Here is a 19732-nt window from a genome sequence, read left to right as displayed (position 1 = left end):
GCACAAATGCATTTCTTAAACAACAATGGACGGCTGTCTATTCTCAACCATGTCGTCTTCAAAAATGAAAACTTCATCAATATCCAGAGGCTTTTCCCTGGTAAACAGGTTTTTGTACGTCTTTATGATATCCGGCATTTTGTTTGCCAAATTGAAGATGAGAGGAGCCAATTCTTTTTTCACAGGATCTCTGGTCAAAAATTTCTCCAGTGTTAATTGAAGGCCTTGGATTAACTTCACTTCTTCATGACGTCTTCTTTGTACTTGTTTCAGTGTTTCAAGAGACAAATTATTCGTTTGGAACCCTTTATAAATAACATCTGCTGCAATAACAGCGGTTCCCATTGCAAGCGTGCTCCCCACTGCTCCCCATGGTGTCACACAATGGGCACCATCTCCAATCAGCAAGATTCCCTCTTTCGCCCACTCCCTGACATATCTCATCCTGCACTGAAGCAAAACAAATTCTTTGAAATCCTGAACACCTTCAAAATGAGTGCTTAGAACAGGCAAATCTTGAGTTATTTTTTCTTTGAATGCCTCAATGCCCGCTCTTCTAATGTTTTGATACTCTCCTTTGGTCAAGGAAACCCCGCATTGTATGTAACCTCCCAGCTTCGGCAGAAACAGATAGTTATAGTTCTTCTGAAAATAAAAATGGTAGATATTATAGTCCCATGAATCCGGTTTTTCGAACGAGAACCATAACAAGTCATTATCGTAATATTCAAGATCCAGTTCAAAATTCCCAAGCCGCTCTATCGTTGAATTCCTTCCGTCTACGCCGACGGTTACTGCAGCATTTACAGCCAATTCGCCCTCAAAGATCTCATCTTTCATAAAATTAATCTGATCACCCTGTTTGGCTTGGGCAGAAACACCAACTGTTTTGTCCCCTTCTTGAAGCAAATCCTTAACTTTTGTATTAAATAATAGTGTAAAGTTAGGATATTTCTTTGCTTTCTCCAGCAATGCGGCCAATAGAGTTGGCTGGGTCAATCTTGCACAGTAGCTTTCTCCCTCAATCAAGGTATCGAATTTGAGATTCATAATTTCCTTGTCTTGATGAAAAACGGTAACTTCAGGAATTTTTACGTGGTCATGAGATTCTATATAATCCAGCAAATTTAATTGTTTCATTAATTGAACGAAACGGGGCTGGGTAATTTCACCACGGTACGTACGGTGAAAATCGGAGTTTTGTTCAAGAACAACGACTTTCAATCCTTGCTTGGCCAATAAAAGACCCAATAACATCCCCGCAGGCCCAGCGCCTACAATACAAACATCTGACGTCACATCTTTTTTTAAGTTCTCCATGAGAAAGATCACCTTTTTCTTACATATTTTGGTCCTCTGTCATTCACGAATTAACAACTTTTCGTAATCGGCCATGGTGTCAATGTCGGGAGGATACCGATGCGGACTCTCAACCAATAAGGAACAATCCGAATTTGAGCGTATAATTCTGTTTCCTCCGCGATCCCCCTCCAATTGAGCTAAATCAGAAAAAAACGATTTGGAAAATAAAATGGGATGACCTACTTGCCCATCACCATACCGCGTTTGTATAACAACCCTAGACCCCTTGTCAGTCCCAGATTGGAAATGAGCAAAACGAAGGAGTACGCGTTGTATATCCTCCCGTCTCAATTCAGGCTGATCGCCGAGTAATATCATCACCGCATCCGCAGTATGAGGAAGTTTGCTTATGGCAAGAGATAAACTGTGACCAATACCATTACTGGGTAGGGTATTAATGATAGGATTGCACCCTACCTTCAATACAATGTGCTTCCGTTCCTCCTCCCCCTCAGGGATCACCGTGTAGATGCCTTTCAAATGGGATTGGGCGGCGGTTTCAAGAACATGAGACAGTATGGCCTTGTTTCGCCAGGGAAGGACAAGCTTTTGACTCCCCATTCTTCTTGAAAATCCGCTTGCAGGGACAATGCCATATACTTCACCGGAGGAGCCGGCCTTCATAGGCTGCCTACAGTCCTTTTGGCATTCCTCATCAGCATCTTGAGATGTGCCGGTTTAACCGGTATTGTTTCCAATGTAATATTCCAATCCCTCAATGCATCCTCAACCGCAGATTGGATAACGGCCGGTACGGGTATCGTCCCGCTTTCTCCCGCTCCTTTCATGCCTAAAGGGTTTAAAGGGGAAGGTGTTTCAACATGGCCAATCTTCATTTCAGGCACTTCATAGGAGGATGGGACGAGATAATCCATTAATGTGCTGGTTAGCAGCTGGCCCTGGTTGTCATATACGATCTCCTCATATAAAGCAGTTCCGATTCCGTTGGATATTCCTCCCTGGACCTGCCCCTTGACCACTAGCGGGTTAAGCAGCTTGCCGTTATCGTGTACTGAGGTATAATCAAGAATTTGAATGGCACAGGATTCAGGATCGATTTCAACTACTGCAATATCCGTCATACCCGTTACGGATGCCGCTTTTGGTGCAAAATATTCAGTTGCTTCTAAACCCGGAGAAACAGAGTAGGGAAAAGTTGTACCCGGAAAGAGCCCTTTTGCTTCCCGCGCCAATGCCCCTAGCGTTAGTGTATAGGTAGGTTCTTTCATCCAAATGACAGTACCTTCTTTTATGATCAGCTCTTCTTTTACCACATTAAGCCTCTCTGCGGCTATTTGAAGTGCCTTATCCTTCAACACACACGCTGCTTTATATACGGCAGAACCTACCAGTACCCCCATCCGACTGGCAAACGTTCCTGTACCATATGTAATCAGACTCGTATCCCCCTGACGTACAGCCACCTTCTCCAGTTGCAAATCAAAGACATCTGCAGCCACTTGGGCAAAAGTGGTTTCATGCCCCTGCCCCTGGGTAGCCGCGCTTGTTAATACAGTAAGGTCACCGCTAGTTTCAATTCTGACGGTTGCTCCTTCAAAGGAACCAAAGCCTGTATTTTCAATGCACGAAGCCACTCCTATTCCAATATATCGTCCGTTCTCCTTTTCTTCTTGCTGCCACTTTCTCCAATCAGAGTACCCGGACAGTTCCACAGCATCGTTCAATACCTTCTCATAATTTCCACTGTCATAAATCTGTGGACTTCCATCACGAGAAGTCAGGCCCGTCCTATAAGGAAACTCGTCCGCCTGAATAAAATTGCGTCGGCGAATTTCCACCGGATCCATGTGAAGCTTCTTTGCTGCTTGATCGAGCAGCCGATTCATAATAAGAGCCGCCTGCGGACGACCTGCTCCGCGAAAGGGCGCAAGCGGAACGGTGTTCGTATAGATGACCTTTGCATCACAAAAGTAGTTTGGAACTTTATAAGGACCCGGGATTAAAGAGGATGTCATGATCGGCACGATAATTCCCCATGGGACGTAGGCGCCATTGTTGGCCAGCATATGATCGATGACGGCTATGATTTTCCCATCCTCTGAAACTCCGAGGCTGGCTTCATGATATTGCTCTCTTTCATGAATACAACTCATCATATGCTCCATACGGTCCTCGATCCATCTGACAGGAGCTTTTATCCGCCTTGCAGCCCATGAAACCAAAAAATCCTCTACATAGAATATGGCTTTTGCGCCAAATGCACCGCCGACATCTGGTGCAATGACCTTGACGTTATTTTCCGACATGCTGAGCAGCTTGGCTAAAATGGAACGCATCTCGTGCTGGCTCTGGGTTGCCGCATACACTTCCAGCATAGGTTCTGACCCATTATCATCCCACTTCGCCAATAAACCTCTTGTTTCAATGGGAAGACAGCTGACCCGGCCTATTCTTGACTTATGGTGCACAACGATAGGGGCTTTTTCCATAGCCGCCTTGGCATCCCCTACGGATTGCTGGAAATGAGCCGCGACATTCGATTGGAGATGCTGATGGGCAAGAGGCGCGTCATTTTTAATCGCATCATCCAAATGGGCGACAGCCGGAAGAGGTTCATATTCCACCGTAATCAGCTCAATCGCGTCCTCAGCAATGTAACGGTTTGAAGCGATGACCATAGCAACCGGTTCACCCACGTGATGCACGACGGAATCAAGCGGACGCTGTGTTACCGGCACTAATTTGGGATGAGGAAACAAAATGGGCAGGGAAGGAAAATCCTTTCCATCCTCCGGTCCATAAACCGCAGCTACACCTGGAAGTTCACGTGCCTGATCCAAGTCGATGCTCTTTATGCGTGCATGTGCATGAGGACTTCTTAGAAAAGCCGCACTGAGTGTTCCTGGAACGTTTAGATCAGCAATATATCGTCCGTTTCCCTTGATGAGGCGAGGATCTATTTTGCGCTTTATCGCCTTCCCGATATACTTCATGTTGCTTCCTCCTCACGTTTAACAGAACCTTTTTTTATGGCTTCTCTTATCTGCTCAGGGCGAATGGGCAATGACACAATTTGAAGGGGAAAATCTTCCAAAGCATTGATAACGGCATTCGCTATTGCTGGAGCTACTGCCACAGTACCGCCTTCACCCGCTCCTTTTACCCCAAGAGGATTTAAGGGCGAGGGGGAATTTTCGAGAATTTGAATATCCATTTCAGGTACTTCCACAGAGCTTGGCAGTAAATAATCCATGAATGAACCGGTAGTCAACTGTCCATTTTCGTCGTAACGAAGTTCCTCATAAATGGCCCCTCCTAAACCTTGAGCCATCCCTCCTACCAGCTGTCCATGAACAAGCATGGGATTGATTGCCCGGCCAACATCATAAGCGATATAATACTTTTCAATTTTTACTTTTCCAGTTGCAATATCAACAGCAACCTCTGCTGCATGGATGCCATAGGGATAAGACATATGATCGATGGAGAACGTATATTTTTCGCGCAGCGCTATCCCTTGCTTTTCGCAATCATCCAGAACATCGTATAGCCTGCAGATAGGTTCTCTCGTGCTCGTTTCCGTGTGAAAAATGAATTCATTGCTGATATCAAGGTCATCAACTGGAAGTTTGTATCGTGCAGAGGCAGCCTGCAGTATCTTTCGCTTGAGCGCTTCAGCCGCATACCAAGCGGCTGATCCGCCTACAACCGTTCCCCGGGTAGCAAAAGAACCATTCCCTTTTTCAACTGCATCCGTATCTCCGTGAATGACCTTCACTTTCAAATAGGGAATTCCCAATTGTTCTGAGCAAATCTGTGCAAGAGCGGTCTCCACCCCTTGTCCAATATCTGCAAGTCCTGTTCGGCATATGAGCTCTCCATTTTTCGTAAATTCAACCTCGCAAAACTCCCATGGCCCTAGACCAGACTTTTCAACAAACATGGCAAAGCCAAGCCCAATGTGTTTCCCTTCACGTTTGGCCATCGCCTTTTTCTCAGGGAACTCCTTCCAGCCCACCGCTTGACGTGCGGTTTCCAGAATGTGTGGATAATCGCCGCTGTCATATTCAATGACTTGTCCCAAGGCAGAAATCCCATTGGAATAGGGCATTTGACTGGGTTTTATTAAATTCCGCTCACGCACCACAGTAGGTTCCAGATTGAGTTCCTTTGCAACCATATCAATCATACGTTCACGAACAAAGGTTCCTTCAAACCTTCCTGGTCCCCGATAGGTTCCGGTCGGTGTCTTGTTGGTTGCCACAACATGGGTAGTAAATTCTATCGCATGAAAATCATACGGTCCCGCCAGCATTCCTTGGGTTAATTCCGGCACCGTTATACCGTGTGTCCTGATATAAGCCCCTGTATCTATGAAAATGTCATCCTTAAAAGCATGTATTTTCCCCGTCTCATCAAACCCTACGGTTACATAATGCTTCTGTTCACGGGAATGGTTGGTCGCCTTCATATGCTCAAGCCGGTCTTCAATCCACTTAACCGGGCGGCCAAGCTGCAGTGCTGCATAGGGAATCAAATAATCCTCCGGATAGAACTCTCCCCTTGGTCCAAACCCACCTCCTACATCTGTCTCTATAAACCGAATCTCTTTAAGATCCTTCTTTAACAGCCTGGAGAGAATATGTTGATTGAAGTGAACCACCTTTGTTGAACCATAGACCACAAGACGTTCATCCGTGTCCACAGTGGCAAGAAGCCCTCGTGTTTCCATTGGAATACCTGAATGCCTCTGGATATATAACTCCCTTTCCAGTACATGAGGACATCTTTTCAAACATTCATCTGCATCTGACTTTTTGGAATGAATAACAAACAGGTCGTTGCTTCCGATTTCGGGATGCAATAGATTCGTAACTTCCTGAACAGATTTATGGACATCGGTTAGTGGAGGAAGCGGTTCATAACAAACATCGATCAAGTCGGCAGCATCTTCTGCAGTATATCTTGAGGATGCCACGACTAAAACGACGGGCTCCCCAACATAGCGAACCTTTCCTTTGGCAAGTGGATATTGGAGCGCTTTAGTCAATGATTCATTTGGCGCAAGGCGCATTGGAATGGGAAGCAAATCCTCCGGTAAATCCTCACCGGTCAAAATCAACTGGACATCAGGAAAGCTCTTTGCCTTATCCGTATCAATCCGAATAATATTAGCATGGGCATGGGGACTGCGAAGAATCACCGCCTCACATTGTTCAGGCAATCGAATATCCCCTACATATCGCCCTTTTCCTGTAATAAAACGCGGGTCTTCAACTCGCTTTACGCTCGTTCCAATGGTCATACTTTCACGATCCTTTCAGAGGATTCAAGCGCATGGTCCTCTGATTCACTTTCATTACGTTCATTTTTGTTTTTGTTCATCATTTCAGCGGCCATTTCCACCGCATCCACAATATTTTGATATCCTGTGCATCTGCATAAATTACCCGAGATGCCATCCCTGATTTCGTCCCGGCTTGGATTTGGATTCTGCTCAAGGAAATGACAAGCGGACATCAATACACCCGGGGTGCAAAATCCGCATTGCAGTCCATGCTTTTCCCAAAAGGCTTCCTGCAGAGGATGGAGTGTTCCATCCGGCTCGGACAGTCCCTCTACTGTCGAAAGCTGTGCTTGATCTGCCTGAACTCCAAAAACAAGGCAAGAGCGAACAGGCCTGCCATCCATCATGACTGTACAAGCTCCACAGATTCCATGTTCACAGCCGACATGGGTTCCTGTTAATCTCAGTTCGTCACGAAGAACATCTGATAATAACATCCGCGGCTCCACTGATACTTTATATTCCTTCCCATTCACGGTTAAAGTGATCATTCTCGTTTTACTTTGTGCCATGGTTCCACCCCCGTAAAATACTTGAAATTAACACTGATGTTCAGCAGCCCGCTTGGCAGCACGTTTCAATACACGCTCAGCATAAGTCACACATAAGTCCTTTCGGTATTCCGCACTTGCATGAATATCCGGCTCAGGATCCACTAAATCACCTATAGGTGCGCAACATTGTGTGATGAGCTCCTCCGTAGGCAGCTGGCCAATCAGACAATTGGTCACTTCTTCCAAAAGGACAGGAACACCATCTACGCCACCCAAACAAAGAATTGCAGCCGCTACCTTTCCTTCTTCATCCAACGTTAAAGATGCAGCTGCCAGTACAATGGCGAAATCCCCTTTTCTTAAGGTAAATTCATCAATGGCATATCCCGTTCTTGCTGGTGGTATTGGTATTTCAACCGCTACTAAAATTTCATTCATATCGATTGTTGTAGTTAAATAGGTCATAAAGAATTCATCAGTTTCAACCGATCGGCGCCCGTCTGTTGACTGAAGAGTAATGGAAGCTCCCAAGGTGGTTAGCATGACAGGGAGTTCTGCGGTTGGATCAGCATGAACCACACTCCCACCAATTGTGCCGCGTGAACGGATTTGAGAATGGCCGATTAGTTTCATTCCCTCTGTAAGCAAGGGACAGACCTCGGCGATCTCCTTTGACTCTTCAACTTGGAAGTGGCGGGTCATTCCTCCAATCCGAATCACAGAATCGGTAATCTGTATGTAATTGAGCTCCTTAATTTGATTGATGTCAATCAGAACTTTTGGACGAGCAAGACGCATATTCATCATAGGGATTAAACTTTGGCCGCCCGACATGATTTTCGCATCGTATCCAAAATCGTCCAGTAAATGTAATGCTTCATCAAGCCTCGTTGGCACATGATAATCAAAGACCGCTGGCTTCACGTTATCCCTCTTCCCTGACTAATTGGTAGTCATCATTTCAGCTTAAATGGCTGTACTTGTTTTTGATTCCTTTGCAATTTTCTTAAAGAAATCCTTTACGATCATTTTTGCAATGCCTGAAAGTATGCGCTGGCCGACGCCAGCAATCATTCCTCCTACTTGTGCCTCACCGTCATATTTAATCGCCGTTTTCGGATGATTATAATTCAGCTCAACCACTGCATTTCCTTCGATAAAACCCATCTTGCTGTCCGCCTTCATGAGAATCCTGTACTTGTTTGGAGCTGATTTTTCGAAGATTTTAATTTCTGCTTCATACTCACCGCGCACTGCAGCAATACCAATCTCAATCTCTGCCTTATAGCGGTCCGGTTCAACTTCCGTTAAGACTTTACAGCCAGGAGTGGCCTTTTTTAAAACCTCAGGATCATTCAGTGCATTCCAAACCTCTTCTTGGCTAGCATCAACAATAATTTCACCTTTTACATTCATTTTTTAAAACCACCTTCCCGGATTTTTATAAGCACATATTGTACAATTTCAATAGCACAAATTTTATCTGAATTTTCTATCTGTTATAAAAAATAATAAAATATATTATATATAATTGTGAAATACCTAAATTTTATGGTTTGATAAATTTTTCCTATTACCTTATCTCTCTTTACATAAAAAAAAGAGGGTTGCCCTTTCCCGGCACCCTCCTTTTTGATGATCTTCTATACTAGTCAGCTCATATCTGGCATTCAACTAATTCGCTTCTTTTTCTGAAAGAACTCACATTTCTTATTTTTATCAGCTCCGCCATTACACTGATCGCAATTTCCTCCGGCCCCTCCGCACCAATGCTTAATCCAATGGGTGAATGAATACATGATAAGGATGTTTGGGTATCAACCAATCTTTCGGTTCTTCTCTTCGGTCCCAGCACCCCAAGATATTTCGGAGGATTTTGTAAAAGGTACTGCAATATTTTCTTATCACGATTAAAATTGTGGGTCATCACAAGAACATAACTATTAATAGGAATTTGGAAATCATTAAAAAATGAGTCTGGATGTTCAGGAATGAGGTGATCAGCTTGAGGAAAATAAGTTTCACTGCAGCGTGCACTTCTTGGATCAATGATCACAACTGAAAAGTCCAATTGAGAAGCAAGACTGACCAGCGGCTCAGCATCAGGACCCGCTCCAAATATAAATAAATTCTCCTTGGGCTGATACTCCTCAAATAAATAATCACGTTGAAGTTCTTCAATATGAACAAGCTTCACTTTCTCATTTTGAGTTAAAAATGTTTGAATATATGGGGCAAGAATTTCTTCTTTTCCCAGCGTCCCAGCTAAAACATCACCTTCAAGAGAGTAAAGTGTAATCTCTCCCTGGTTGTCCCCCTCACTTATACATTTTACGGACAAAAGACCCAGATGGTGATTTAATTGTTGATCGATATACGGCCATAGGTATGTACTACGCTCTAACAGATTAAGCTCCCAACCGATGGGCTCTATGTAGACTTCAATATCCCCATCACAACCGGCACTTTGCCCCCAAGAAAGATCATCTTCCGACCTCAAATCATAGTTCACCGTTCTCGGTTCAAATAAAGCAATCACTTCCTTGGCCTTTTGAATTAAATCTTCTTCCAGGCATCCCGCACTTATCGTTCCATAATAGCTCTCATCTTTTCCAATGAGCATTTTTGCCCCTTCACGTCTATAAGAGGAACCATCCACACGCACGATGGTTGCCAAAGCATAAGTTTTCGACGGATCTTTTTTTAAACTATTCAACATTCTGGAGAAATCATTCATTACTGTTCACTCCTTTATTTGTTAATAGCCCACTCTTTTATTTACTATTCGTAATTTTTCATTTACATATTGTAAATAATGATATATTATTTTTTATAAATTATCAATATTCTAAATAATCAATCTAAAGGGGATGTTTTTCATTAATCTGCTGTATTTAGAAACCTTTTTAATTGTCTGTGATAATGGAAACTTTACAGAAGCTGCCAAAAGTCTTTTTGTTCCCCAGCCAACCATATCAAACAGAATCCGCTATTTAGAAGAGGAATTAGGGCAGGAGTTATTTGTCAGAGGGAAAGCGGGGAAGCGGAGTGTAGAATTAACAAGGGCAGGTGAACTGTTCCTGCCTTACGCCCAACAAGTCATGGAAACCTTTAAACACGCAAAGGACAAATTGAACCAGAATGCCAATGATAGCTTAATGACTGTAGGAAGTTCCATCGCATTAACCCATCCATTTATCTATGAAAAAATCAACATGCTCAATGAAGTCCACAACCAGAATATTAATCTCCTCATTATGGACCAATCGCTGATTGCTAAATCACTCAACGACAGAATCCTTGATCTCGCATTCGTTACAGACCCCATTAACAACAAAGACATAGAATCCTATCCGGTGTTTAAAGAAAAATACGGACTCATCGTCTCTCAGGACCATCCTTTGGCGGCAAATTGCTGTTTGGAGGATTTGGAAGAGTTAAAAGAAGACTATCTAATTTTCTACAAGCCTTTTTCGCATATTCAATCTGTCTTCAAGAGTATGGAATGCCGAAGAAGGATTACAACGAACCAAATCGAATTGGTACATGACCTCATACACAACCATAATGGGGTTTCTTTTCTTCCACCGCTTGCATTCCATAGCGAAATAAAGAAAGGGAATTTAGTTCACATTCCAATTCATGAAGATCTGCTGCTTTGCGAAATTGAGTATTTCCTGGCCTGTAGAAAAAATGAACTTTTCTATGAGAATATTTTCTTGTCCGAAACAAGCAGTGAAATGGTACTTAATTAACCTTTAAAGTCATTCGTCACCCTACGATACTCATAAATGATCAGGAGGATTATCGTGTACGATTCAATTCTACAAAAAAAGGGGGGAACAGCACAGCTGCTCACCCCCTTTTCTTTAAACTCTCTCTTTCAAAAACTCTTCCACTTCATCCAAATCCGGATACGAAGTCTGTGTTCCCCGCTTGGTCACACTGAGTGCGGCAAAGGCAGTGGCCTTTTTCATCGCCACAAGTACATCTCCGGTTTTAACGTAGTAATGGGAGAAGCAGCCGATGAAGGCGTCGCCGGCACCTGTGGTATCAATCGCGTCCCCTTTATGGGAGGATACGGTTTGGACACGACAATTTAAAACTGCGTGTAAAACTGCTAATATTAATAAAAGTAGTATGGAGTTAACGCTAGAAAAAGCAGTAAACTACCAATTATTAAAACGCACTTATGAAATAGAAGTAGATTTAGACATTGACGACGACAGCCCTTCATCAAGTTCAGGAACTGCTGAAAATGAAGAACTATTCCGTAAATCAAGTCCAGGAAAAGACCGTCATGCAATTTACAAAGCAATATTGCGTTTGAAATGGACAACGCCAGAATCAGAAACAATCATTACCTTTTTACACTTAAGAGAACTAAATTCATTTCCAACACGTTGGCTAAGGGGACTCGCAGTTGCTTATTTAGATGAAATCACTAGAAGATACCCAAGGTATCGGCGTGATCAGTTTGCCATCATTCATCAAGTAATTCAAAAATATCCGCAGTTGATCGACACGGTGATAATCAAATGTATGGCGGAGAGGCTTTATAGTGCAAACGATTTCGAGACATTGCGCATCACATAAACACATTGAAACACAAGCCTGTGCAAAGGGTAGGGTAGTACTGTTTTCATTGTTCAAAACTGTTTGACTACTCACTTCTAATCATTCCTCCCTCTACCCACTTTTACTTAGATGTCATATGCATGTTTTGACTAAACTAAAAACAGCTATAAAACATTCCTATATTTTTGTTCTTTAATTATTAATTCGCCTTCCTTACCAGTGAGACATTGCCTGTTTGTTAAAGACAATGCTGGTTAAGTTGACTAACCGCTAATTATAATTAAATAGACTGGGATAACAAAAAGCATAATGCTGACATACTTGAAGTTCCAATGGATAGATAACACAAATACATCAACTTTCAATAGATTAGCTAGTAGATTATTTACGGCCGTCGATGGTGAAATCGTGTTGGAGACTCCCCAACTCGCTAATAACAACACTGCAAATAATTCAGGACTAAACCCAATCATTTCCGGTTTTATACTTGTTACAAATATGGTCACCACAACAATGGGATGTATGCCTACTACGGCAGTCAGTACAATTAATAAAGAGAGAGAAAAAGCTGTCCCCATGGTAAACGATCCAAATGTACCATTGATTATTCCAACGAGATGTTTACTAAGATCAGCACGAACGAATGCCCCACTGAAGAGGCCGGCGATTAAAAACAAAACTATCTTTTTTCATTTTTGGTATGCCTAAAAAAACATGCTGTTTAAACTCTTGGGTATACTCATCTCTTTTTCCTGCGAATTCACACCAAACAAACGGAAAAATGACTGATAGTCAAATTTATAGGTAGGATCAAGAATAGATAGCTATATTTATCGCTATAACGAGGAAAGAATTCAAGAAAAATTAGGCTACCTCACCCCAAAGAGTTATGGCAGCCTAAAGGGTGTTTTATATGTGTCTCATATTGCTAGGTAAGTTCAATGCAAAACTTTTTTATGTTCCATTCCACAGATATGGTACTTTTTATAATTAGGAATTATTCTTTAACATCAGCTGCACTACCCAATAAATCTTTGGCAATTTGTTTGAAATTAATCGCATTGGTGCTTTCTATTTTTGCAATCCAGTCCGGATTTATTGTAGATGCCCCGCTGTAAGCGCCACATAGTGCTCCTACTATAGCACCGTTTGTATCGGCATCATCACCAATATTAATCACAGATAGTATTCCCTTTGTCACATCACCAGATGCTGCATGAAATACACCTAACGACAGCGGAACGGATTCATAACACTTCATTCCCGCACCAATATAGTCGTATAAATTTTCGCAAATTTCGGTAATAGGTTTATTACGGTGTCTATCCACCAACTCCATTGCTAAGCGGATTCGTGCCGCTACAGACGGTGCGGGCTGATCAAAACCACGCTGTTCTCCCACTTGTGCTCCGTAGATCGCAGCCTCCATGACTTCCCGGGTCGAACATTTCCCCTCGACCGATTTTGCAATCGCAGCAGCGATCGCACAGGCAGTTGCAACACCAGCCCTGCTCCCGTGAGAAGGTAGTGCAGAGGAGACGGCATCTTCTATCGCCTTTTCCATATTACCATGATTGAAAATACCGATCGGTGCGACCCTCATAGCAGCTCCGTTAGTATCCCCCTGTTTGCCTGCTTCCAAGTAATCTCCGCCTGAAAGAATGACCTTCAGAAACTTTCTTGTGCTTGGCCCAATAACTGTTGAATCCAACATTTTATATTCGTTTGCCCAATGTCTCATTTTTTCTACGAATAATTCCGTATCGAAACGTCCTGCTTCAATAAGCACGGATGAGATGATCAAACTTTCTTGAGTATCATCGGTGATGCCTCCTGCTTCCACAGCGTTATGAGCAGTTTGCGCCTCATCAGGAGGTAAAAAATCGGTAATTTTCCCATATACCCTTTTAATCTGAGTAGGCGACATAAATGAAGCCGGCATTCCCATCGCATCTCCGATAGCTGTGGCAATCAGACTTCCATAAGCTTTATCTAACATTATTTCTCTCACCCTTCTTTCTCTATCATGCCCGTTACATCGCCTACTGTGAATTCGCCATGCGGTCCCATTATGGTCGTTGTGATTGCTCCACATGCGCTTGCTATCTTAACGGAAGTTTTCATGTCATACCCCTTTGACAAACCATATAAAAGTCCACCGGCGAAGCTATCTCCGGCTCCTGTAGTATCCACGCTGTTCACCGCAAAAGGAGAAGCCTTGAAATAAGTATCTTCCGTCCACACTTCTGCTCCCTTACTACCTTTCTTTAACACAACATTTCGAATACCTGTTTCTATAAAACGAGATATTTCCATGTTGTCCCATTTCAGTTTGCGCTCCAGTATGTCCAGTTCCGTTAAATTTGGAATCAACAGATCGGTAAGCTTTAAAACAGAATGTAGGACTTCATCTTCTATTAAGGCTGCAAGAGGACCCGGATCAAACACAAGTTGAGCGCCTGCTTGTTTCAAGTCCGTCAGTTGATGGACAACATTATGCGCATATTCTGGCACTAGCAAATAATAACCAGTCACATATACATAGGACACACTCTCGCAAAGCTCCCGACTGATCATAACTCTGCTAAATTGACTTTCACAGCCTTTATAGGTAAGAAAGGTTCTCTCCCCGTCATATTCAACAATAGAAATACAGTACCCGGATTTTTTATCATCTGCAAATCTGATTGCTTCACGAGAGAAATGATGTAGATCCAAATAATCTTTAATTTTCCTGCCCCATGTGTCATCACCTACATTTGAGACGATATGAGGCTGGATTCCCAAGTTTTTTAACGTTGTTCCGACATTTATGGCGCAGCCGCCAACCCGGAAAAAAGAATCGGAAATCAGGACATCTCCTCCTCTGTCCGGACTATGATCTACAATTACATATTGATCTACAATGATTCCGCCAAATATGAGAATTTGTGACTTCTGTGTCATTGGATTTCTCCTTACTCCGATAAAATCTTCTGGTTCCGGGCACTCCAACTGAGATAGACTTCATCCCCATTGGCGAATGAGTTGTTTCCTGCATCGTTTTGCTGCTGAACTTTGATTTCCTGCCCTTGCGCTTCAATCAGATAAGTCGACATACTTCCGACATATGTAATAAATTTAATCGTTCCTTTAATATTCATGGAAGATGATTCTTCCTTAGTGAGGCAAATACGTTCCGGCCTGATGGTTAAAATACTAGGTTTGTCCGTTTTGACCGAAGGACTGGATGGCTGGACCGGGAAAACAAATCTTTCACCATTGTCCAATTGAAAAACCGCTTTGTCTGCTAGCTGTTCCGCGATTCTTCCTCTAAAGAAATTGGATTCGCCAATAAATCCAGCCACAAAGGTATTTGCCGGATGCTCATAGATGAAATGCGGAGAGTCCATCTGAACAATTTTGCCGCCTCTCATAACGGCGATCCGGTCCGAGAGCGTCATGGCTTCTTCCTGGTCATGCGTGACAAAGATTGTTGTAATTCCAATCTCTTTTTGAATCATTCTTAATTCAACCTGCATCTCTGTCCGGAGATTTTTATCCAGGGCGCTTAAGCTTTCATCGAGCAATAATAGGGAGGGTTTGATGACCAGTGCTCTCGCAAGGGCAACGCGCTGTTGTTGTCCCCCAGAAAGCTGTCTAGGTTTTCTATTCTCATATCCGGTTAATTGTACCATTTCAAGAGCCTTTGCCACTTCCTTCCGGATATCCCCTTTTGTTATTTTTTGCTGTTCCAAACCGTAGGACACATTCTGAGCAACTGTCATATGGGGTAACAAAGCATAGCTTTGAAAAACCATTCCAATATTTCGTTTATAGGCAGGTAGCAAATCAATGACTTGTCCGTCAATAGAGATCGTACCCTCATCCTGCTTTTCAAAACCAGCAATCAACCGCATGGTCGTCGTTTTTCCACAACCGGATGGTCCCAGAAGTGAAAGGAAAGTGCCCTTTTCAATCTCGATATCGATATGGTCTAAAACCCGGTTTGTCTGATAAGACTTCGTTAAACTTCGAATCGTTAAAAATGCCATGCTGACCTCCTACTTGAAAAGTTAACAGGTCTCGTTTTATTACTGATTGTGTCAGGTCTGTTTTTGGCAGCCATGAACTTTATACGAGAAAGAAAGGCGCTTGGAGAGGAACAACAGCAAACCATGTTAAATAAGAGTTAATAAAAAAACCGTTCTTTATTTGAACTTAACCTGAATAATGGACAGCTAAAAAAACCCCTAGTCGGGTTTTTTTATGTTCCTATTCCTTAAACTTGTTTATAATCAACACGATTAGATATTCGGGGGATCAAATATGAGTAATATATTATTTAATACCTTTCAGGTTGCACAGTTAGAGAAGAATCCCAATGATAAACTCTATATCTTATCATCCAGACTTTGAACTTAAAGTCGCAAACGAAAAACTGTCAAAAACCAAATCAAAAAACAATGGCATTTAAAGATCGAGTTTGAACGGTTACGGTAGTCCCAGCCGGAGCGATTACACTAAAAACGATTTCCACTGAATAAGTAACCGAGTTCGTAATGGTACGATTCCACGTTAGACTAGGGTTCACTGTGTAAGTGGAGGCAGCATTTGGCACGGTATAGCTTTCGGATTCTTGCAAAACAGCTATGTTTACTCCCTCTTCTTGTAAACGATACTTGATGTTATACGTATAGGTAGTATGAAAGGTGGTGAGAAAAATGGGAGGATGCTGCTGCTCTTCAAAACCTCCCCTGCATTTTAGCTTCTTTCCCTCTATTCCCTTTTTTTATTTCTAAATAATGTTTTACCCTCTCTCTTAATTGGTCTTTCTTCCTATTCCCAAGACCTTTTTCCCCTTTTTATTGGACCACTAGGAATTGTTTTAATATTCTGGTAAAATAAACCTGTATAGGTGAAATATGATATTTAGACATCTATTACTATAGAAAAGGAGTAAATAATGCTACTATCGCAAGGATTTTCAAGCAAATATCACACTTCTTTTTTGCAATATCATATTAGTTTTTCTACACATAACGATATTCATCTACAAGAGAATGAAATAGCGTTTCTTACCGACTATATACATCATGTGTCCGAGCGTCACGCGTTTGTGATTAAAGATTTAACCATCCAAGGTGCTCGAATTAACCTGGTGATTCTATGTAAAACAACCCATTACATTCCTAATATCATGAAGGCACTTAAAGGAGGTTCCGCAAGATTTATGTACAAGGAGTTTCCGGAATCGAAAGTGCAGCACGGCATAAATTTATGGGATCAAAAATACTTTATTGCCACTGAAAAAGCTCAGCTTAGAGAAATGCTTGAACTCTACCACACAAAGAAATAGCACCAGATGCTTCATACATCCAAGTGCTCCTCCATCAAAACCTAATCCTATCACTAACCAAAACGTTCCATACATAACACTTCTTTCTTAACATACAATCAGCCAAATCAACTTGAAAGGTAATGAGGCGATGAGAAATGAAGTAATTGAACAAACCGTTAACGACTCCATGGTAACGATCTTAGACTATATCCTCCAATTGATTGAACAATCCAACAAACAAAAAGACGGGGACAGGAATAAGCTAATTCAACAAAGCCTAGAACAGATGCGGCAGGACCAGCCTTCCTTATCTAAAGCTTACAAAGCGGAATTAGAATACACTCTTTATTACAATCTGGCACTAAAACAACAGCCTGAATGGTTTCAACTTACTTGTGAGCTCATAGACCGATTTCCTTATGAACAAAACAATAGCTCATTTGATGTCTACCAACATGAAGATAACGTTTGGGGTGTGGTAACCCAAGAGGGGAAAAAATCGCACAAGGTGACAACATCGTTTAAGTCCAAAGAAGATCTTCTACTCCACCTATTTGGAACAACTCAATTTGAGAAGTTCAGAGGAGAAACATTCTGGATACAACAAAATGAACAGGTTTTTTCCTTAAAAGAAAATAAGCATTTTCGTCTCCTTTTATTTACGGGACAATCCATGAAACCCTTCCGCACCCATAAGAGCCTTGAAAAACTAAGGATCTCTATTCTTAAAGATGATTTGGCACAGAATCCTAAACTAAAAAAGAAGGCCCTCCGTCAGACGTTGGAAGACAAGTCTCTTCCCGTATCCTTAATGGGAAAAACCGTTACGATCAACCAACTTGAACAAAAGCAAGATCATGTTGAACTCACGCTTAAGGAAGACGGAACCGACCATCACATTAAACTTCCAGACCTTGAAGATAAGTGGATGAAGCTAGCAAAAAACAGGGCAACTCTAGCGTTTAATGAGCTAGTGATGAATAGCCAAGCCGTTGCCCAAGGATTTCTCTCGTTTTATGGAATCGAAATAAATCAATCTCTCCAAACCAAAGCACCTGACTTTGAAGTGATCTCACACCCTAAAGGGTCTTTTATTGGTCATGTAAAAAGTGATGGTTCTATTAAAAAGCTCTCGCCTTACTTCACCGAAAAAGAAGCTAATCTTCGACTAGGCGATCTCATAAAAGAACTGCAAAAAGAAAAAAAACTTGAACAAGTCAAGAGTTTGAATCAAGAAATTTCCTTTGATGACATAATCGAAAAACATGAAGGAGGATGAAAGGATGAGAACCATAAAAAAACTCGGACCCATATTACTTTTCACTGCCCTACTATTTATCATGGTACAGGATCAAGTACTAGCAGCTGATGTGGGTGCGAAAGTCAAAGAAGGATTGAAGCAAATACAAGCGTTTTTAACGGGAATCGTCGTTATTGTCGGGGTTTGCGTGTCCATTTTTATCATCATTAAAAAGCTGCCGGGAGTGGATGATCCTCACACCAAAAATGACATGTTTCGCGGGGTCGGAACGGTATTAGGCGGAGTCGCCTTAGCAGCCGCTCTCGTGTGGATTGTTCCCTGGATTTATCAATTGTTTGTATAAGAGGTGATGAAACATGTCCACATCAAAAGAAGAAATTCGTGAGGTTTTAAAAGATCTTCTAGGAGAAGAAGACAGCCGGCGAGGAAAAACCTTTGTTTTTCCGGATAACGTCGATAAATCGTATAACATTGTCAAAGGCCTTTCGCTGGCCAACTTTTTTCGATTTGTCCTTCCCGCGATTGGAGTGGCAGTGGCCATCATGTTAATTCCCCCCTACTCCATTGGATTTATGATGGCCAAAATGCTTGTGGCTTCCTTGATCATGTTAGGCGCGTTCACCTTTGCAGTTCTACGACCGATTGGATCCCGGCCGAATATCACCTACAGCAATTATTTAAAACGTGTTTTGAACTACACCAGCCGTCAAAAACTGTATTTTATCAGGCCTAACCAGAGGAATGATTACGATGCCTAAAAACGCCAAAAACAAAACAGAATTTGATTATGAAGTCGATACCCTCATTAAAAAGGGGCAGCGGACCATTCAGGATGTCAGCATCATTGAAGGTCTGTATAAAGACTTTGTACTTTTAAAGAATGGTTACTTAACATCGATTTTGAAAGTAAGTGGCATCAATCTGGACCTACTGGCAGAATACGAACAGAATCGGATCTTTGAAGATTATGGATCCTTCTTAATGAGCCAGGTTCATGATCAAATGCAAACCATCTCTATGACGGTCCCAGTGGATCTGCGTTCCTATACGTTAGGATGGAAAAAAAGATACCTAAATGAGGTGGAAAACAAAGAAAAGCAGAAAAACGACTACAGGAGAACGCTGATCGCCTCCTACATCGATCATTACCAGGGAATTCGGATAAAAGACGAAATGTCGACCAAGCAGCATTTCGTTGTCGTACGTGAAAGAATCAAAAAACGCACCCTCCAGGATTTAGAAGGCGCGGAAAGTATCCTCACGAAAAAGGTAGAGGAAATCACTAATTCCTTGCGCTCTACTTTTGAATCTTATGATCTCACGATCAGCAGACTGTCTGAAAAAGACATGTTATCCGTGTTGTACCGTTACTTTGACTTTGAAATGTCCAAACTCTACGGATAAAAGAG

General features: G+C 42.2%; 19 protein-coding genes and 1 pseudogene. 8 read left to right on the top strand and 12 right to left on the bottom strand.

Annotated features, from left to right (window positions below):
- Positions 1-15: 15 nt before the first annotated feature.
- From P4361_RS18395 to P4361_RS18360, 8 genes are all read right to left on the bottom strand, one after another.
- Complete coding sequence (locus tag P4361_RS18395) at positions 16-1320, bottom strand: FAD-dependent monooxygenase (RefSeq protein ID WP_328090415.1); 1305 nt, start codon at positions 1318-1320, stop codon at positions 16-18.
- Positions 1321-1359: 39 nt separating this feature from the next.
- On the bottom strand, positions 1360-1986 hold the full coding sequence (locus tag P4361_RS18390) for a nucleotidyltransferase family protein (RefSeq protein ID WP_328090414.1): 627 nt from the start codon (positions 1984-1986) through the stop codon (positions 1360-1362).
- Entirely contained in the window at positions 1983-4316 is a 2334-nt protein-coding gene (locus tag P4361_RS18385; protein WP_328090413.1) for a xanthine dehydrogenase family protein molybdopterin-binding subunit, read from the bottom strand. The genes P4361_RS18390 and P4361_RS18385 overlap by 4 nt, the downstream gene beginning before the upstream one ends.
- Positions 4313-6628: a xanthine dehydrogenase family protein molybdopterin-binding subunit gene (locus P4361_RS18380; protein WP_328090412.1), complete on the bottom strand. Its 2316-nt coding sequence runs from the start codon at positions 6626-6628 to the stop codon at positions 4313-4315. The genes P4361_RS18385 and P4361_RS18380 overlap by 4 nt, the downstream gene beginning before the upstream one ends.
- Positions 6625-7182, bottom strand: coding sequence for a (2Fe-2S)-binding protein (locus tag P4361_RS18375; protein ID WP_328090411.1), 558 nt, complete (start codon positions 7180-7182; stop codon positions 6625-6627). Before P4361_RS18375 ends, P4361_RS18380 begins: the two co-directional genes overlap by 4 nt.
- Before the next feature lie 27 nt (positions 7183-7209).
- On the bottom strand, positions 7210-8088 hold the full coding sequence (locus P4361_RS18370; protein WP_328090410.1) for an FAD binding domain-containing protein: 879 nt from the start codon (positions 8086-8088) through the stop codon (positions 7210-7212).
- Between the two features lie 42 nt (positions 8089-8130).
- On the bottom strand, positions 8131-8580 hold the full coding sequence (locus tag P4361_RS18365; RefSeq protein WP_328090409.1) for a carbon monoxide dehydrogenase subunit G: 450 nt from the start codon (positions 8578-8580) through the stop codon (positions 8131-8133).
- A gap of 241 nt (positions 8581-8821) precedes the next feature.
- Complete coding sequence (locus P4361_RS18360; protein WP_328090408.1) at positions 8822-9901, bottom strand: XdhC family protein; 1080 nt, start codon at positions 9899-9901, stop codon at positions 8822-8824.
- 133 nt (positions 9902-10034) lie between these two features.
- Here P4361_RS18360 and P4361_RS18355 point away from each other — a divergent pair, with 133 nt between their 5' ends.
- Positions 10035-10919: a LysR family transcriptional regulator gene (locus P4361_RS18355; protein WP_328090407.1), complete on the top strand. Its 885-nt coding sequence runs from the start codon at positions 10035-10037 to the stop codon at positions 10917-10919.
- 114 nt (positions 10920-11033) lie between these two features.
- Here P4361_RS18355 and P4361_RS18350 read toward each other — a convergent pair whose 3' ends face one another.
- Positions 11034-11192, bottom strand: coding sequence for a hypothetical protein (locus P4361_RS18350; RefSeq protein ID WP_425590286.1), 159 nt, complete (start codon positions 11190-11192; stop codon positions 11034-11036).
- A 382-nt stretch (positions 11193-11574) separates the two neighbouring features.
- Here P4361_RS18350 and P4361_RS18345 point away from each other — a divergent pair.
- Positions 11575-11786, top strand: a pseudogene (locus P4361_RS18345) (IS21 family transposase); the annotation flags it as partial.
- 772 nt (positions 11787-12558) lie between these two features.
- Positions 12559-12678 (top strand): IS3 family transposase, encoded by a 120-nt coding sequence (locus tag P4361_RS23300; RefSeq protein ID WP_425590285.1) that lies wholly within the window; start codon positions 12559-12561, stop codon positions 12676-12678.
- A 61-nt stretch (positions 12679-12739) separates the two neighbouring features.
- Here P4361_RS23300 and P4361_RS18340 read toward each other — a convergent pair whose 3' ends face one another.
- The 3 genes from P4361_RS18340 to P4361_RS18330 are packed head-to-tail and all read right to left on the bottom strand — an operon-like array spanning position 12740 to position 15776.
- On the bottom strand, positions 12740-13741 hold the full coding sequence (locus P4361_RS18340) for an ADP-ribosylglycohydrolase family protein (RefSeq protein ID WP_328090405.1): 1002 nt from the start codon (positions 13739-13741) through the stop codon (positions 12740-12742).
- A gap of 8 nt (positions 13742-13749) precedes the next feature.
- Complete coding sequence (locus tag P4361_RS18335) at positions 13750-14688, bottom strand: carbohydrate kinase family protein (RefSeq protein ID WP_328090403.1); 939 nt, start codon at positions 14686-14688, stop codon at positions 13750-13752.
- An 11-nt stretch (positions 14689-14699) separates the two neighbouring features.
- Complete coding sequence (locus tag P4361_RS18330; RefSeq protein WP_328090402.1) at positions 14700-15776, bottom strand: ABC transporter ATP-binding protein; 1077 nt, start codon at positions 15774-15776, stop codon at positions 14700-14702.
- A 911-nt stretch (positions 15777-16687) separates the two neighbouring features.
- On the opposite strand from P4361_RS18330, the gene P4361_RS18325 reads away from it, so the two are divergent.
- The 5 genes from P4361_RS18325 to trsD all read left to right on the top strand — a co-directional run bounded on the left by P4361_RS18325 (position 16688) and on the right by trsD (position 19727).
- Positions 16688-17080: a transposase gene (locus P4361_RS18325; protein WP_328090401.1), complete on the top strand. Its 393-nt coding sequence runs from the start codon at positions 16688-16690 to the stop codon at positions 17078-17080.
- Positions 17081-17210: 130 nt separating this feature from the next.
- A complete protein-coding gene (locus tag P4361_RS18320) occupies positions 17211-18341 on the top strand; it encodes a hypothetical protein (RefSeq protein WP_328090400.1) in 1131 nt (376 codons plus the stop codon).
- 4 nt (positions 18342-18345) lie between these two features.
- The gene (locus tag P4361_RS18315) at positions 18346-18666 is read left to right on the top strand and encodes a CagC family type IV secretion system protein (protein WP_256227376.1); all 321 of its coding nucleotides are present in this window, start codon (positions 18346-18348) and stop codon (positions 18664-18666) included.
- Positions 18667-18679: 13 nt separating this feature from the next.
- The gene (locus P4361_RS18310; RefSeq protein WP_256227375.1) at positions 18680-19081 is read left to right on the top strand and encodes a hypothetical protein; all 402 of its coding nucleotides are present in this window, start codon (positions 18680-18682) and stop codon (positions 19079-19081) included.
- The gene (trsD, locus tag P4361_RS18305; RefSeq protein WP_328090399.1) at positions 19074-19727 is read left to right on the top strand and encodes a TrsD/TraD family conjugative transfer protein; all 654 of its coding nucleotides are present in this window, start codon (positions 19074-19076) and stop codon (positions 19725-19727) included. The genes P4361_RS18310 and trsD overlap by 8 nt, the downstream gene beginning before the upstream one ends.
- Positions 19728-19732 lie beyond the last annotated feature (5 nt).

The organism is Fictibacillus sp. B-59209, from assembly GCF_036216745.1.
Taxonomy (GTDB): Bacteria; Bacillota; Bacilli; order Bacillales; family Fictibacillaceae; genus Fictibacillus_C; species Fictibacillus_C marinisediminis.
Note: the sequence above shows the minus strand (reverse complement) of the source record. Positions and strands in the feature narration are given on the sequence as shown.